Origin of the sequence: Nonomuraea cavernae (assembly GCF_014646355.1) — a bacterium.
GTDB lineage: Bacteria > Actinomycetota > Actinomycetes > Streptosporangiales > Streptosporangiaceae > Nonomuraea > Nonomuraea cavernae.
Window position 1 is genome coordinate 196,163 of record NZ_BMNH01000003.1, and the last position, 16,642, is coordinate 212,804.

At 70.9% G+C, this 16,642-nt stretch carries 13 protein-coding genes; 6 read left to right on the plus strand and 7 right to left on the minus strand.

What is annotated here, in order from left to right; all coding sequences use genetic code 11:
* Positions 1-93: 93 nt before the first annotated feature.
* Positions 94-2,094 carry a VanW family protein gene (locus tag IEY82_RS07735; protein ID WP_189123318.1) on the plus strand — a complete coding sequence of 667 codons (2,001 nt, stop codon included), beginning with the start codon at positions 94-96 and terminating at the stop codon, positions 2,092-2,094.
* 68 nt (positions 2,095-2,162) lie between these two features.
* On the opposite strand, the gene IEY82_RS07740 is transcribed toward IEY82_RS07735, so the two are convergent.
* On the minus strand, positions 2,163-3,203 hold the full coding sequence (locus IEY82_RS07740; protein WP_308015933.1) for a PQQ-dependent sugar dehydrogenase: 1,041 nt from the start codon (positions 3,201-3,203) through the stop codon (positions 2,163-2,165).
* Positions 3,204-3,253: 50 nt separating this feature from the next.
* On the opposite strand from IEY82_RS07740, the gene IEY82_RS07745 reads away from it, so the two are divergent.
* The 5 genes from IEY82_RS07745 (at position 3,254) to ilvC (ending at position 10,483) form a co-directional block, all read left to right on the plus strand.
* On the plus strand, positions 3,254-4,159 hold the full coding sequence (locus tag IEY82_RS07745) for a 2-hydroxyacid dehydrogenase (RefSeq protein WP_189123320.1): 906 nt from the start codon (positions 3,254-3,256) through the stop codon (positions 4,157-4,159).
* A gap of 218 nt (positions 4,160-4,377) precedes the next feature.
* Positions 4,378-7,014, plus strand: a complete 2,637-nt coding sequence (locus tag IEY82_RS07750; RefSeq protein WP_189123321.1) for a putative bifunctional diguanylate cyclase/phosphodiesterase — start codon at positions 4,378-4,380, stop codon at positions 7,012-7,014.
* 205 nt (positions 7,015-7,219) lie between these two features.
* On the plus strand, positions 7,220-8,959 hold the full coding sequence (locus tag IEY82_RS07755; protein ID WP_189123322.1) for an acetolactate synthase large subunit: 1,740 nt from the start codon (positions 7,220-7,222) through the stop codon (positions 8,957-8,959).
* The gene (ilvN, locus tag IEY82_RS07760; RefSeq protein WP_189123323.1) at positions 8,952-9,476 is read left to right on the plus strand and encodes an acetolactate synthase small subunit; all 525 of its coding nucleotides are present in this window, start codon (positions 8,952-8,954) and stop codon (positions 9,474-9,476) included. Before IEY82_RS07755 ends, ilvN begins: the two co-directional genes overlap by 8 nt.
* Before the next feature lie 23 nt (positions 9,477-9,499).
* Positions 9,500-10,483, plus strand: coding sequence for a ketol-acid reductoisomerase (gene ilvC / locus IEY82_RS07765; RefSeq protein WP_189123592.1), 984 nt, complete (start codon positions 9,500-9,502; stop codon positions 10,481-10,483).
* A gap of 56 nt (positions 10,484-10,539) precedes the next feature.
* Here the strand turns inward: ilvC and IEY82_RS07770 are convergent, their stop codons facing one another.
* From IEY82_RS07770 to IEY82_RS07795, 6 genes are all read right to left on the minus strand, one after another.
* Positions 10,540-10,737: a hypothetical protein gene (locus IEY82_RS07770; protein ID WP_189123324.1), complete on the minus strand. Its 198-nt coding sequence runs from the start codon at positions 10,735-10,737 to the stop codon at positions 10,540-10,542.
* A 284-nt stretch (positions 10,738-11,021) separates the two neighbouring features.
* Positions 11,022-11,819: a CAP domain-containing protein gene (locus IEY82_RS07775; RefSeq protein ID WP_225262382.1), complete on the minus strand. Its 798-nt coding sequence runs from the start codon at positions 11,817-11,819 to the stop codon at positions 11,022-11,024.
* 241 nt (positions 11,820-12,060) lie between these two features.
* Positions 12,061-13,605, minus strand: coding sequence for a D-alanyl-D-alanine carboxypeptidase/D-alanyl-D-alanine endopeptidase (gene dacB / locus IEY82_RS07780; protein WP_189123326.1), 1,545 nt, complete (start codon positions 13,603-13,605; stop codon positions 12,061-12,063).
* 110 nt (positions 13,606-13,715) lie between these two features.
* Positions 13,716-14,267 (minus strand): FHA domain-containing protein, encoded by a 552-nt coding sequence (locus tag IEY82_RS07785; protein ID WP_189123327.1) that lies wholly within the window; start codon positions 14,265-14,267, stop codon positions 13,716-13,718.
* A gap of 113 nt (positions 14,268-14,380) precedes the next feature.
* Positions 14,381-15,745 carry an MFS transporter gene (locus IEY82_RS07790; RefSeq protein WP_189123328.1) on the minus strand — a complete coding sequence of 455 codons (1,365 nt, stop codon included), beginning with the start codon at positions 15,743-15,745 and terminating at the stop codon, positions 14,381-14,383.
* 45 nt (positions 15,746-15,790) lie between these two features.
* Positions 15,791-16,552, minus strand: a complete 762-nt coding sequence (locus IEY82_RS07795; RefSeq protein WP_225262383.1) for a hypothetical protein — start codon at positions 16,550-16,552, stop codon at positions 15,791-15,793.
* Positions 16,553-16,642: the final 90 nt, after the last annotated feature.

Genomic DNA, 16,642 nt, shown 5'->3' on the forward strand with positions numbered 1-16,642 from the left:
CACACTTCCGTAGTCATTTCCCGTGACATATCAGGATGCGCGTGCCTTACTGTTTCCTGAGGATGTGGCTGCGGAGCGGGAGGAGATTGAGGCGTGCGTAACGCCGGACCGATCGAATCACCGACGGACCCGTTCGCCTCGGTGCCGTTACCCACGTCGGCCACCAGCAGAAAGCCACGCATCGAAGGTCTGCCGCCCGGCGTCTCCCGCGACATCTTCGGCGGCGTCCAGGACGCCCCGCAGGCCACCGCGAAAGGCCAGGACGGCGGATCCCTGCCACCCGTCGCCACCCCCGCCCAACCCTGGCCGGTGAACGAGGGCAAGGTCGATCCGCCCATCCCGCCCGCCCCCGTCTTCGGCCTGCCGGGGCAGCAGGACCGGCCGCCCGCCCTGCTCGACCCCGACCCGCCCCGACGCGGCCGGCTGCTGCCCGCCATCCTCGTGCTCGTCGTCATGGCGGCCGTGCTGGCGTACCTGGTGCCCGCGGTGATGATGTCGGGCTCGGTGCTGCGCGGCACCCGCGTCGGCGGCGTCGACATCGGCGGCCTCACCATGACCCAGGCGGCCGACAAACTCCGCGCCGAGCTGGCCGCCAGGCTGAGCAAGCCGGTCGCCGTCGACATCGCCGGCAAGCGGGAGACCATCCAGCCGGACGAGGCCGGGCTCGAACTCGACGTGGTCGGCACCATCAACCAGGCGCCCAGCGGCTTTCCCAGCCCCGTCGAGGTATGGCGGGGGCTGACCGGCACGACCGAGCTCGAACCGAAGGTCACGGTCGACGCCTCCCAGCTCACCAGGACCGTGGAAGGGCTGGCCGAGGCGTACGACAAGGCTCCGCGCGAGGGCCGCGTCGCGTTCAGGGAGCTGCGGCCGGTGGCCGCCGAGCCGCAGGACGGCGCGCTGCTCGACCGCGAGGACGCCGTGCGCGTCATCACCGACGCGTTCCTCCACGCGCGTGGCTCCGCCGCGCTCACGATCAGGCCGGCCAAGCCCCAGACCACGGTCGCCGACGTCACCGCGGCCAAGGCGGAGGCCCTCCAGGCCATCGCCGCCCCGCTCACGCTGGCCATCGACGGCAAGCGGGCCGAGCTTTCGCCGTCGGCCATCGCCGCCCACCTGACCTACGTCTCCGACGGCAAGGGCGGCCTGGCCCCGCAGTTCGACGCCAAGGCGGCGCTCGCCGGCGTCGAGAGCAGCCTGATCGACGAGAGCCAGGCGCCGCGCGACGCCACGTACGAGATCGTGAACGGCAAGCCGGAGCTGGTCCCCGCGCGTGCGGGCAGGGGAGTGGACGACCGGCAGCTCGCCCGGGACGTGGCCAGGGTGATCACCGGCGACGGTCCCCGGGTCATCCCGGTCAAGCTCGACACCGTCCGCCCCGAGGTCGCCACCTCCGAGGTCAAGGATCTCGGCATCACGGCCAACGTGGGTGAGTTCACCACCACGTTCGACTGCTGCCAGCCCCGCGCCATCAACATCCAGCGGATGGCCGCCCAGCTCGATGGTCGCCTGGTGAAGCCAGGCGAGACCTTCTCGCTGAACGCGGCGGTGGGCGAGCGCACCCGTGAGAAGGGGTACGTCGAGGCCGGGCAGATCGTCGGCGGCCGGATGGTCAACATCGTCGGCGGCGGCGTCTCGCAGTTCGCGACCACGATGTACAACGCGGTCTTCTTCGCCGGCTTCGACGACGTCGAGCACGTCCCGATGGACTACTACGCGGCCCGCTACCCCGCCGGGCGCGACGTCGCCCTGCTCTACCCCGATCTCGACCTGAAGTGGCGCAACGACTCCGACCACGGGGTGCTGATCAAGGCGACCACCACCGGGACCTCGGTCACGGTCACGCTCTGGGGCACGAAGCGCTACGACAGGATCCAGGCGCTGGAGTCGCCGAAGCGGGCCTTCACCCCGTTCCGCCGCGAGACCAGCAGCGCCCCCGGCTGCCTGCCCGTGACCGGTCAGCAGGGCTTCACGATCGACGTCACCCGCGTCTTCTACAAGGGCGGCGAGGAGGTCAGGCGGGACCGCAAGCTGACCACGAAGTATCGGCCCCAGGCCCAGGTCACCTGCACGGTCTCCACCGGCACGAACTGACCCCCGGTCAGGGGCGGCGCGGCGCGAACCGGCCCGTGCTCATAGGCCGCGGCGCGAACTGCGCCCGGTCACGGGCGGCGCGGCGTGACCGACAGGATCCGGTCGTCTCCGTCGCGGACCGTGCCCCTGCCGTCCTTGTTGCTGGTCGACACCCAGAGCGTGCCGTCGGGCGAGGCCGCCACCGCGCGCAGCCTGCCGTACCGGTCGGTGAAGTGGGCGACCGGCGTGCCCGGCGCGCCGTCCTGGCCGAGCGGGATCTGCCACAGGCGCTCGCCGCGCAGCGCGCCCATCCAGAGCGATCCCTCGGCGTACGACAGGCCCGACGGCGAGGCGTCGGAGGTGGGCCAGGTGACGATCGGGTCGGTGAACTGGGGGTCGTCGCCCCGGCCCTCGACCCGCGGCCAGCCGTAGTTGGCGCCCGGCTTGATCTGGTTGATCTCGTCGTAGGTGCTGGCGCCGAACTCCGAGGCGTACATCCGGCCGGCGGTGTCCCAGGCCATGCCCTGCACGTTGCGGTGGCCGAGGCTGTAGACGAGCGTGCCGAAGGGGTTGCCGGGGGCGGGCGCGCCGTCGGTGGTCATCCTCAGGATCTTGCCGCCGAGCGAGTCGCGCCGCTGGGCCAGGTCACGGTCGCCGATCTCGCCGGTGCTCGCGTACAGGTGGCCGTCGGGGCCGAACTCCAGCCGGCCGCCGTTGTGGATGCCGCCCTTGGGGATGCCCTTGACGATCACCCGGGGGTCGCTCACCCCGGTGTCGCCGAGGCGGTAGCGGACGATCCGGTTGTCCTCGGCGGCCGTGTAGTAGACGAACACCTGGTCGTCCCGGGCCGCCACGCCCATCAGGCCGCCCTCGCCGTCGGGGGTGACCCCCTCGATCGTGCCCAGCTCGGTCACCTGACCCGCCGGGCTCACCCGGAGCAGCCGGGCCGAGTCGCGCTCGGTCACCAACGCGTCCCCGCCCGGCAGAAACTCGATGGCCCACGGCACCGCCAGATCGCTCGCCACGGTCTTCGGGTCGCCCGGCGGCGTGGCGGGCGACACGGCGGCCGTCGGTGTCACCCCGCTCGCGTTCGAACAGGCCGTCAGGGCCAGCGCGAGGAGCAAAGCCATAAGGACTCTCATGTGTTCCATACTTACCCGGTCGCCGTAAGGTTCTGGGCATGAAGATCTGGGTCCCTTCCGACGCGGTCGCCGACGTCCTGTCCGATCTGCCTGGCGTGCAGTGTGACGTCTACTCCGGCGGCCGGGCTCCGGACGGCATTGAGCGGGTCGAGGTCTGGATCCCGCCGCTCGTCACGGTGCCCGACGTGCCGGGGACCCTGGCCAGGATGACCTCGCTACGCCTCCTGCAGACCGTCACGGCCGGCGTGGAGCCGTACCGGCCGCATATGCCGGAGGGCGCGGTGCTGTGCAACGCGCGCGGGGTGCACGATGCGGGCACCGCGGAGTGGGCGGTCGGCGCGATGATCGCGGTGCTGCGGGAGTTCCCCGGGTTCGTCGACGCGCAGCGCAGGGGCGAGTGGACCTACCACCACACCGGTGTGCTGGCCGACTCGACCGTGCTGATCGTCGGCTACGGCTCCATCGGCGCCGCGCTCGAACGCCGCCTCGACGGCTTCGAGGTCGAGGTCGTCCGGGTGGCCCGCGGTGCCCGTGACGGGGTCCATCCCATGCAGGCGCTGCCCGCGCTGCTGCCCGCCGCCGACGTGGTGGTGCTGCTGGTGCCCGCCACTCCGGCCACGGCCGGCATGGTCGACGCCGCCTTCCTGGCCCGGATGAAGGACGGCGCCGTGCTGGTCAACGCCGCGAGAGGCGGGGTGGTCGACACCGACGCGCTGCTCGCCGAGCTCAAGACCGGCAGGCTGCGCGCCGCGCTCGACGTGACCGCGCCCGAGCCGCTGCCCGAGGGCCACCCGCTGTGGACCGCTCCTGGCGTGCTGATCACCCCGCACGTCGCGGGCAGCACCCCCGCCTCCGACCGGCGGGTGCTCCGGCTGGTCCGCTCGCAGCTGCTGCGCCATCTCGCCGGCGAGCAGCTCAACAACATCATCACGGACGCATACTGAGAGTAATCCGGAACGTGGCTGGTCCGTGACCTCCAGTGCGTACCGTTGCATCTACCAAACATTCCTGACTCACTGTCAAGTATGTTCTCGGATCTATCGGTCTGTGTGGTTATCAGATCGGTGACGACATCGGCGTTGTCACCACCCGAGCACCCGCGACCGCACACACTTGCGGTGTGGTCGGCCGGGCATCGGCGATCATCGGGCAACGAGACGGGATGGCAACGACTGTGATCCGCTGGCGTGATCCACGGGCACCGCTGATCGCCGCTGCGGCGACGGGTGCGGCGGGGTTCGCGGCTGCGCTCCTCGCGGGCGGCCCGGCCTTGGTCACCGGTGCCGTCGCCGGGCTCCTCGCGGCGATGTTCGCCGGGGCGTCCCTGCTGCTCGCCTCCGTCCAGCTGGCGGAGCACCGCCCGGCGGCCGTGGGCGCGCGCTGGATGGGCGGTGGCGCCCTGGCCTGGGCCGCCGGCTCGGGCGTGCAGGCGCTCGCCACGAGTTCGAGCATCGTGGTCAGCTTCGGCGACCTGCTCCTGATGCTGGGCACCGTGCTGATGGCGGGCGGCGCGCTGACCGCCGTCGGCCGCACGCTCCCCGCCGGCGTCATCCTGCGGCTGGTCACCGACTCCTACCTGTGCGCCGCCTCGCTCTTCCTGATCGCCTGGGTGATCGGGCTGCGTCACGTCTACGGCCAGGTCGACCCGGCGACGTTCGCCTTCGCCATGCTGCCGCCGATGATCTCGCTGCTGGTGACCTACGCCGCCGTCCCGCCGGTGGTCAAGGGCCGGTCCACGTCCTGGTCGCTCGCCCTGACCGGCACCGGCGTGCTCGCCACCACCACGATCGACGGGCTGGCGGCCGCCGTCGCGCGGCTGTCCGACACCGCCCCGCCGACCTGGAGCGTGATGCTCGCCCCGGTGGCGTTCCTGCTGCTGGCCGCCGCCCCGTGGGCGCTGCGCCCGGTGGAGAGCGACTCGGCCCCGGCCGGGGCGACGCCCGGCAACCTGGTCGCGATGGTGCCGCTGGCGCTGGTCGCCGTGGCCACCTGCACGCTGCTCGTCCACCTGGCCGGCGGTGGGCGCGAGGAGCCGGTCACCGGCGTCGTGGCGCTCGCCGGCTCCGCGGTGCTCCTCCTGCTGGTGCGCCTGTCCGTGCTGGCCGCGATCAACATCCGGCTGCGCCGGCTGGTCTCGCTCGGCGACCGGCAGTTGCGCGAGCTGGCCGAGAGCACCGGCGACGTGGTGCTGCTCTGCGACTACGAGGGAGTGGTGCGCGAGATCGGCGCCGGCGTCGAGGTCACCTACGGCTACCGTCCCGATCAGCTGCTGAACGGCACGATCTTCGACTACATCCACCCCGAGGACGTGCCCGGCATCCAGCGGTCGCTGCGCGCGATGGTCGACGACGAGGGCGCCGATCCCGGCACCTGCCTGATCGCCTGCCGCGTACGCGCCTCCGACGGCACCTGGCGCCCCACCGAGTCGGTCGCCACCCGCCACGTCAGCGGCGACGACCTCGTCCTCGTCACCACCAGAGACGTGAGCGACGAGGAGGCGCTGCGCAACCAGGTCGCCCACCTGACCTTCCACGACGGCATCACCGGGCTGCCCAACCGCGCCTACTTCGAGGAGCGCACCCGCGAGGTGCTGTCCGGCCGCACCGGCCACGTCGCGGTCATCTTCCTCGATCTCGACGGGTTCACCTCGGTCAACGACTCGGTCGGGCACGCCAGCGGTGACCACCTGCTCGGGCAGGCCGCGCGCCGGCTGCGCGGAGCCGTGCGCCCCGACGACACGCTCGCCCGGTGGGGTGGCGACGAGTTCGCGGTGCTCGTGGAGACGGGCGGCGAGGCCCAGCTGGCCGTCGACCTGGCCGAGCGGTTGCTGGGGGCGGTCTCGCAGGAGCCGTTCCGGGTGGCCGACCGCGACGTGGCGCTGACCGCCAGCGTGGGCGTGGCCTTCGCCGAGGACGACATGCCCGCGGGCGACCTGATCCGCAACGCCGATGTCGCCATGGCCAGGGCCAAGGAGCTCGGCGGGCGCCGGGTCGAGGTGTTCGCCGCGCAGATGCACGCCGACGTGGTCCGGCGGCTGGAGCTGGCCGCCGACCTGCAGCGGGCGCTGATCGAGCAGCAGTTCGCGATCGAGTACCAACCGGTGGTCGACCTCGCGACCTCGCGGGTGACCGCGGTCGAGGCGCTCGTACGGTGGTGGCGCGGGTCGGTGTTCGTGCCGCCCGACCAGTTCCTCGGCCCGGCCGAGGACACCGGTCTGATCGTGCCGCTGAGCGAGTGGATCCTGCGCGAGTCCTGCCGTGAGGTGGCCGCCTGGCGGGCGTCGTCGTGGGACATCGGGCTGTCGCTCAACCTGTCGGCCCGCCAGATCACCGCGCCCCGGTTCGTCGAGACCGTCGAGGAGGCGCTCGCCGAGAGCGGCCTGCCCGCCTCCGCGCTCACCCTTGAGGTGATCGAGGAGATGCTGGTCGAGGACGCCGAGGAGACGATCAGGCGGCTGTCCGAGCTGCGCGCGCTCGGTGTGCGGCTGGCGATCGACGACTTCGGCACCGGCTACGCCTCGCTGGCGTTCCTCCGGCAGTTGCCGGTCGACATGATCAAGATCGACCCGTCGTTCGTGTCGGGTCTGGGCCGCGACGACACGCTGACCCTGCTCACGCGCACGATCGTGCGCCTCGGCAACGACCTCGGCCTGGTCGTGGTGGCCGAGGGCATCGAACGTCCCGAGCAGCTCGAGTTGCTGCGCGAGATGGGCTGCACCCGAGGTCAGGGCTTCCTGGTCGCCAGGCCGATGGCGGCGCGCGGCGTCGACTCCCTGATGAGGACGAGTCTCACGGTTTGAGACGTGTATCCCACCAATTTGACATTGGGGGCCACGGAGGGGCTATGGTGTGCCCATGCTTCGTAGTGGGATTCTCGTAGTACTTCGCCGGCGCGCGGGCCGATAGCGAAGCACTACGACCTGCGCGCCGCCCCAGCCCCGCCCTCTCGGCCGGGAAGGGGCATTTTTTATGTCCTGAGCGAGTAGCCACACAAGGAACGAGCCGATGACCGAACGGATGACAGGTGCACAAGCCCTGGTCAGGGCGCTGGAGCACGTGGGAGTCGACACCGTGTTCGGGATCCCGGGAGGCGCCATCCTCCCCGCGTACGATCCCCTCTACGACTCGACCAAGGTCCGGCACGTGCTCGTACGGCATGAGCAGGGCGCCGGGCACGCGGCCGAGGGCTACGCCCAGGCGACCGGCAAGGTCGGGGTGTGCATGGCGACCAGCGGTCCCGGCGCGACCAACCTGGTCACGCCGATCGCCGACGCCTACATGGACTCCGTGCCGATCGTGGCGATCACCGGCCAGGTGGCCAGTGGGGCGATCGGCACCGACGCCTTCCAGGAGGCCGACATCTCCGGCATCACCATGCCGATCACCAAGCACAACTTCCTGGTCACCGACCCGCTCGACATCCCGCGCACGATCGTCGAGGCCTTCCACATCGCCTCCACCGGCCGGCCGGGGCCGGTGCTGGTCGACATCTCCAAGGACGCGCTGCAGGCCGACACCACCTTCTCCTGGCCGCCGGTCATGCACCTGCCCGGCTACCGGCCGGTGACCAGGCCGCACTCCAAGCAGATCCGCGAGGCCGCCAAGCTGATCGCCGAGTCCCGCCGACCCGTCCTGTACGTGGGCGGCGGCGTGCACAAGGCGGGCGCCTCGGCCGAGCTGATCCGGCTGGCCGAGCTGACCAACATCCCGGTGGTCACCACGCTGATGGCGCGCGGCACGTTCCCCGACAGCCACCCGCAGCACATGGGCATGCCGGGCATGCACGGCAGTGTCTCCGCCGTCGGCGCCCTGCAGCAGGCCGACCTGCTCATCGGCCTCGGAGTGCGCTTCGACGACCGGGTGACCGGGCAGCTGTCGACCTTCGCCCCCTACGCCAAGATCGTGCACGCCGACATCGACCCGGCCGAGATCTCCAAGAACCGCCACGCGGACGTGCCGATCGTGGGCGACTGCAAGGAGGTCATCGCCGACCTCATCGCCACCGTCGAGGCGTCCGACCGGCAGGGCGACTACACCGACTGGTGGACCCTGCTCAACGGCTACAAGCAGACCTACCCGCTCGGCTACGACGAGTTCGAGGACGGCTCGCTGGCCCCGCAGTACGTCATGCAGCGCCTGAGCGCGATCGCCGGGCCCGACGCCTACTACGTCGCCGGCGTCGGCCAGCACCAGATGTGGGCCGCGCAGTTCATCGGCTACGAGAACCCCGGGACGTTCATCAACTCCGGCGGCCTCGGCACGATGGGCTTCGCCGTGCCGGCGGCGATGGGCGCCAAGATGGGCCGGCCCGACGCCACCGTGTGGGCCATCGACGGCGACGGCTGCTTCCAGATGACCAACCAGGAGCTGGCCACCTGCGCCCTGGAGGGTGTGCCGATCAAGATCGCGGTCATCAACAACGGTAACCTCGGTATGGTCCGCCAATGGCAGACGCTCTTCTACGAGCAGCGCTATTCCAACACCGACCTGCAGACCGCCCGCCGCATCCCGGATTTCGTCAAGCTGGCGGAGGCCTATGGTTGTGTGGGCCTGCGTTGCGAGCGTCCCGAGGACGTGGATGCCACCATCATGAAGGCCATGGAGATCACCGACGTGCCCGTCGTGGTCGACTTCGTCGTCCACCAGGACGCCATGGTCTGGCCGATGGTCGCGGCGGGCACCAGCAACGACGACATCAAGATCGCGCGGGACATGGCGCCGACGTGGGAGAGCGAAGATGAGTAGGCACACGCTTTCTGTGCTGGTCGAGAACCGGCCGGGTGTCCTGGCCCGGGTCTCCTCGCTGTTCAGCAGGCGGGGCTTCAACATCGACTCGCTGGCCGTCGGGCCCACGGAGCACGACGACATCTCCCGCATGACCATCGTGGTCAGCGTCGAGAAGCTGCCGTTGGAGCAGGTCACCAAGCAGCTCAACAAGCTGGTGAACGTCCTCAAGATCGTGGAGCTCGATTCGGCGCAGTCGGTGCAGCGCGAGCTGATGCTGATCAAGGTCAAGGCCGACGCCGACAGCCGGTCCCACGTGCTGGAGCTCGTCCAGCTCTTCCGCGCCCGGTGCGTCGACGTGGCCTCCGACGCCGTGACCATCGAGGTCACCGGCACTCCCGACAAGCTCGAGGCGTTCGTCAAGGTCCTCGAGCCCTTCGGGATCAAGGAGCTAGTCCAATCGGGCATGGTGGCCATCGGCCGCGGCGCCCGTTCCATTACCGACCGGTCCCTCAGGGCACTGGACCGTACCGCCTGAAAGGTTCTACAGAAGTGACCGAGATTTTCTACGACGACCAGGCCGATCTGTCGATCATCCAGGGACGTCACGTGGCCGTGCTGGGGTACGGCAGCCAGGGCCACGCCCATGCGCTCTCCCTGCGTGACTCCGGTGTCGACGTGCGCGTCGGCCTGCCGGAGGGCTCCAAGAGCCGCGAGCGGGCCGAGAACGACGGCCTGCGCGTGCTCACCCCGTCGGAGGCGGTGGAGGAGTCCAACCTCACGATGATCCTGGCGCCCGACCACATCCAGCGCCATCTCTACGCCGAGCACGTCGCCCCCAACCTCGTCGAGGGCGACGCGCTGTTCTTCGGCCACGGCCTCAACATCCGCTACGGCCTCATCGAGGCGCCCGAGGGCGTCGACGTGTGCATGGTGGCCCCGAAGGGCCCCGGCCACCTCGTCCGCCGTCAGTTCGAGGCGGGCCGCGGTGTGCCGTGTCTCGTCGCCGTCGAGAAGGACGCCTCGGGCAAGGCCCTCGACCTGGCCCTGTCCTACGCCAAGGGCATCGGCGGCACCCGCGCCGGCGCGCTGAAGACGACCTTCACCGAGGAGACCGAGACCGACCTGTTCGGTGAGCAGGCCGTCCTCTGCGGTGGCGTGTCCGAGCTCATCAAGGCGGGCTTCGAGACCCTGATCGAGGCCGGCTACCAGCCCGAGGTCGCCTACTTCGAGTGCCTGCACGAGATGAAGCTCATCGTCGACCTCATGTACGAGGGCGGCGTGTCGAAGATGTACTGGTCGGTGTCCGACACCGCCGAGTACGGCGGCTACACCCGCGGCCCGCGCATCATCACCGACGAGACCCGTCAGGAGATGCGCCGCATCCTCGGCGAGATCCAGGACGGCACCTTCGCCCGGCAGCTGGTCGAGGAGTTCGACGGCGGCCAGAAGGAGTTCACGCGTCACCGCGAGGAGCTGGCGGACAACCCGATCGAGAAGACCGGCGCCAAGCTCCGCCCGATGATGAGCTGGCTCAAGGCCTGACTCAGCCGTGGGGGGCCCGGCGCCCCCCACGCCCCGGGCTCGCGCGCCCGGGAGGGTTACCCGGTCGCGATCTGCCGGAAGACGATGGTCGCCCGGAAGCTTCCGTCCTGGTCCGGCTCGGCCCGGGCGCTGATGACGTCGGTCTCGGCGTTCCCGCCGAAGAAGCGCTCCGCTTCGCGGTACGCGGCTTCCCTGAGTTCGACAGGCGAGGAGCCGGTGACCGTCACCAGCAGTTCGAAGGGGATCGGCTTCATGTCCCACATCCGTCCGATATCCGTCCGGCTTGGCGCGCGTAGCTCCTGCCCTGAGAACGGCGGATCATGCGCGCCCGCGTCCGGCTCTCCGGTGCGAGTGATGACCCGCCGCTGACCTTCCGCTGACCCGTGCCGATGCCGGTGCGGAGGTGAGCGGGCCCGGCCGCGGTCCATGTGCGGGGGGAGGCGCGGCCGGGCCCGCCGGATGGGAGCGTCATGGCGGGCGGTGGGAACCGGCGCGGTGGCGCGCTCGGTGGGGGCCAGACGCTCCCTGGCCGGGGGGGTCAGTGGGCGGCGAAGACCTGGGTCCAGTGCGGCCCGTTGGTCGCGTGGCCGACGCCGATGTGGGTGAAGGCGCAGTTCATGATGTTGGCGCGGTGTCCCGGGCTGTTCAGCCAGCCCTCGACGACCTGCGCGGCGGTGCGCTGGCCCTTGGCGATGTTCTCGCCCCAGGTGCTGATCGGGGCGAATCCCGCCGTCCTGACGCGGTCGCCGGGCGAGCGTCCGTCGGGGGAGGTGTGGTCGAAGAAGCCCCTGGCGGCCATGTCCGCCGAGTGGCGTTCGGCGGCGGTGCGCAGCTTGGAGTCGTGGACGAGGGCGCGGCAGCCGCCGGCGGCGCGGGCCGCGTTGGTCAGTTTGACGACCGCGGTCTCGACGGCCGACGCGCCGCCGCCGGTCGGCGGGGTCTGCCTCTTGCAGGACAGGGTCACGGCCCGGGACCTGGCGAGCCCGCCCTTGTGGTCGAGGGCGATGACGTAGAAGCGGGCGGGGGTCCTGACGCAGCGTACGCCGGCCACGATCCTGCCGTTGGTGAGCATTTTGGAGCCACTCTTCACCGTACGGTCGGGGCCGGGCACGACCCGCTTGATCCGCACCCGGAGCCGGGTCCGCTCATCGCAGCCGCTCCTGACCGCCGTGCCCCTGATCATGCCTTTGGCGTCGATCCGCGGCTGTACGGCCACGACCTGGCACGCCTGCTGGAGCGGGGCCTGTTCGGTGGTCGCCGCCTGGGCGGCCGGGACGGGGAAGCTCAATGCCGTCAGACTTCCGAGGCAGGCCAGTGCCTGGAGCTGTCTGCGCACGATGTCCTCCGTTGGGGGGTTAGACACTGCGTCGAACCCGCATTCTGGTGGGTGCACATCGGCCATGTCAGGAAAAGTGGGCCTATACCTGGAGCCCCAAGTGTCCGAATCGTAATCACATCTCCGTCGACCTGGGTAAACCTCCCCATTCCCTCGCGCGTCTTCTTCTCTTCTCGGTCGCCGTGGAGGAAGGCGCTCCCCGCGGGACCGTGGGGCGGTCCCGCGGGGAGCCGGGGGAGGATCAGCAGTGGGCCGGCTTGAGCCAGGAGCACTCGAGGTCGGCGGAGGCCGGAGCGGTGTCGGTGCGGAGCCGCGCCGGAGCGTCGGCCGGGGCGGTGCGCGAGAACTGCGCGAGCCGGACGGCGATCTTGTCCTCGATGTCCTTCGGCGAGCCCGACAGATACTGGTTGAGCATGATGGAGAAGACCAGCGGCTCACCGTCGGCGCTGGTGACGTAGCCCGACAGCGCGGTGACGCCGGTCAGCGAGCCGGTCTTGGCGCGCACGTTGTTCGCGGCGGGGGTGCCCCGCATCCGGCTGCGCAGCGTGCCGCCGACGAACCGGTCGGCGTTGCCCGCGATGGGCAGCGAGTCGTACCAGGTCTGATACCAGGGCTTGCCGCGTACGGCGGTCAGGAGCTGGACGATCGAGGTGGGCGTGAACCCGTCGCGGCGCGACAGCCCGGAGCCGTCGCGCAGGTTGAGCACCTCGACGCCGTTCGCCTTGGCGAAGTCGGTGGTCACCTTCAGCCCGGCGGCCCAGGTGCCCTGACCGGCGACCTTGCGGCCCATCGCCTTGGTGAGGATCTCGGCGTGGATGTTGTTGCTGAGCTTCATGAACGGCACCAGCAGCTCGCTCAGCGGCATCGACTCGTGCTGGGCGAGCTCCTGCGCGCCGGACGGGGCCGCCGCGGTGACCGTCGGGCCGAGGACGCGGACGCCGTGCTTGGTCAGCGCCTTGCGGAACAGCGAGGAGACGTACGCGGTGGGGTCGTCGACGGCGACCCACTCGTTGTACGTGCCGGCCACGGTGCCGGTGATGACGACCGTACGCGTGCCGTGCTGCCGTTCGATGAGCACGTCGGTCGAGGCGCCGACGGTGGCCCTGTTGACGATCTTGAAGTAGTCGGTCTCCGGTGTGGTCGAGACCTTGACCTCGCCACCCGAGGGAGCCACCGAGACGATCACCGAGCCGGCGTCGTAGTCGGTGTCGGGCGAGGCGGTCAGCGCGGAGATGGGCGCCGCGTAGTAGGCCGTCTCGTCGTCCCAGGTCCAGTCGTTGCCGAGTCGTACGGAGTCGAACCAGGTGTCGTCGGCGACGAGCCTGCCCGTGACCACCTTGATGCCCGCCCCGGCGACCTTGGCGGCCAGCGCGTCGTAGTCAGCGGCCAGCATCGTCGGGTCGCCGGTGCCGCGCAGCACCAGGTCGCCGCCCAGGACCGAGCCGGCCTTGCGCCCGCCGGTGAGGACGGTGGTGGGGAAGCGGTAGTCGAGGCCGAGCGTCTCGGCGGCGGCCGCGGAGGTGAAGAGCTTGGTGTTGGACGCCGGGATCAGCAGCTTGCCGGCGTCGGTGGCGTAGAGCTCGTCGCCGTTGGCGGCGCTCTTGACGACCACGCCGGCTCTGGCGATGGTCAGCCGCGAGTCGCTGAGGATCTGGTTGAGGTCCTGGGTCAGGTCGGCCACGCCGGGTGACGGTTCGAGCGCGACCGCTGTGGAGGTGGGGCTGGACGCCCACGCGAGGGTCGCGACGAGCGCGCCCGCGATGAGCGAGGCTGAGGTGCGCCGCATGGGATCTCCAAAGGGGCTGGGGGTCTCGCCTGGGATCATGGGTCAGCACACGGAGCCTGTAATCCGCAAATATCCGTATTTTTGGGCGCTGCCTGCGCCCGCTACGCGAGTCAGACGGAGGGCAGGCCGGCGCTCACCAGGAAGCCGCAGTCGCCGAAGGAGACCTCGTCACCCGACCGGACCCGGGCGGGACCGACCAGCCGCCACCCGTTCAGCCGGGTCCCGTTGAGCGAGCCCAGGTCGACCAGCATCCATCCGCCGTCAGGATCGCGCCGCAGCTCGGCGTGGACGCGCGACACGGTCAGGTCGGCCAGGACGAGATCGCACGCGGACCCGCGGCCCACCACGTAGCGGGCCCGGTCGTCGTCGGGCAGCGCCAGCCGGGGCAGGCGGGGCCGCCGCCAGGCCGACCGCAGGCCGGTGCTGAAGTCGGAGGCGGACGACACCAGGTCGGTGAGCCGCCGGCGCAGCGACCGGCGCCGAGGCAGATCGGCCACCAGTCTGTCGAGCTCGTCCTGGTTGCGGGCCCGGAGCGCCTGATCCACCCGGCCGACGAACGTGTCGTGCGAGATCCGCCCCTCGACGGCCCGGTCGCGCAGCTCATCGATCGCACGATCGCGTTCCCCGTCGGAGGCGCGGAACGGTGGATGCGTCGAGCTCATGCCCCGAGTATCGGCCTACACGGCGTGCCCTGTCCAGAAAGTACGGATCTCCGTGGAGTGATCCCTCCGCCCTTGTCCCGTCGCCCCCGGACGGCCTCCCTCACCCTCCTGGCTCAGGGAGTCGTGGCCGAAGTGGCGGCCTTCGTGGGATCGGTCAGGCGGTACTTCAGCGTCATCAGCACCGACGCGAAGATGATCAGAGCGGGGACCGCGGTCTGGCCGATGAGCACGCTCGTCACCGCGCTGTCCGGTTGCTGAACCGGAGTGCTCGGCTCCGAGGGGATGAAGCCGCCCAGGGAGATGATGACGCCGAAGATCAGCGCTCCGAACGCGCTGACCCCGCTCTCGATCGCCGTCCACAGCCCGGTGAACACGCCGGCCCGCCGCTGGCCCGTGGTCGCGGCGTCCGTCGCGATCACGTCGGCCAGCATGGAGAACTGCAGCAGCGTCACCCCGGCGATCCCGGTGCCGACCAGCAGCAGCACGGCGTGCGCGTAGACGGCGCCGAAGACCGGCGTGGCCAGGGCCGACGCGGTGCCGACGCCGTACAGGAGCCCGGCCAGGATCATGGCGCCGCGCTTGTCGAACCGCTTGGCCAGCCGCACCCACAGCGGCATCGTCAGCAGCATCGGCCCGACCAGCACGGCGAAGAGCGTCGTGGTCGCCTTCGGATCGCCGAGCGTGTAGGCGGCGAAGTACGGCGCGGCGGCCAGCATCGTGGCGACCGCGAGCTGCTGTGTGCAGCTCAGCGCCAGGAGCCAGACGAACGCCGGGTTGCTCCGGGCCGCCGCGAACTGCCGCAGCAGCCCGCCCGTGTCCGCGTGCGGCGCGGCGGTCATGGGGGCGCGCGCCGTGCCGAAGAAGGAGCCGAGCATCGCGGCGAACATGATGAGGGCGATCGTCACGGCCATCAGCCGGTAGCTGCCGAGGGTGCCGTTCTCGCCCTGACTGTTGACGATGGTCGGAGCCAGGACTCCGCTGATCATGGTCGCCAGGCCGACGAAGATGATCCGCCACTGCAGCAGCGAGGTCCGCTCGTGGTAGTCCTCGGTCATCTCGGCGGGCATCGCCTTGTACGGCACCTCGAACAGCGCGTACGCGGTGGCGGCGGCCATGAAGCACACGCCCACGTAGATGGCGGCCGGGGTGCCGGTCAGCGGAGGACCGGCGAACACCAGGTAGAACATGATGGGCAGCGTGCACGCCCCCGCCAGCAGCCACGGCCGCCGCGGGCCGAGCCGTGACCTGGTGCGGTCGGACCAGCGGCCGACCAGCGGGTTGATCACCAGGTCCCAGACCTTGGGGGCGGCGACCACGATCCCGGCCAGCCACCCGGGCACGGCCAGGAAGTTGGTCATGTAGTAGAGCAGCAACAGGCCGGGCACGGCGCCGAACGTCGCCGTGCAGAACGATCCCACGCCGTAGCCGAGGCGTACACCCCGGGAAACGGTGGGTACGCCCACGGCCGGTGCGATCATCCCCTCATCTAAACCGAGCGGGCCCTTGTTTGGTAGAGCCCAGTTCTAGTCGCGTACGTCGGCGCAGACGACGTGCGCGCCGATCTCGATCATGCGGCGCTCGCTGCGCGCGTCGGCCACCCGGGCCATCAGGATCGGCGCCTCGCTCGCCGCGAACTGCGGCAACCGGGCCCGGACCCCGCGATGCAGGTCGCGGACCACGTCCTCGGCGGCGGACATGTGCACTTTGACGTGCAGCATGATGCCGGGAGCCCCGGAGGCGGTGCGGGCCTCGGAGATCCAGACGTGGTGCACCAGCGGGAAGTCCGCGAGCAGGGTGGCGATCGCGCGCCGGAGCGCGGGCAGGATCGGATGCGCGCAGCGCCGGTAGCCGGGGTCGACCTGTTGCATCGGCCCCGACAGGTGCGGCCGCGGCGCCGGGATCCACGGCATCGGGGGCGACTCGGTCGAGGGGGCCGCGACCTGCGCGAGGGCCGTGCCCCGCGAGACCGTGGCCATCGCGCCCGTCGCGTAGGCGGCGGGCGCGGCGCCGGACAGGACCGGTGTCGGTCCCGTACGGGTCGAGGTGAGGAAGCGCTGGAGGTCGTCGATCGGCACGGCCGCCGCGGCGGGTCCGGCCGCGTCGATCACGATCTCCCGTACGCCGGTGACACGCTGGATGTCCAGGATCGTGTTCGCGTCGCAGGCCGACAGCGAGTGGCTGCCGCGGTGTCTCGCGTAGGTCGCCGCTCCGGTGTATCCGAGCAGCACGCGATCACCTGCCTGGGTGGTGCCCAGGACGACGGATCGGTCTGGTCGCACGGCCACCAGGACTCCACCGTCCGATAGGGCTGCCAGCAGGCGGTGGGGGGCGCCATGCTGTGCGAGCACGTCGGCGAGCGCAGGGTTCCCGATGCT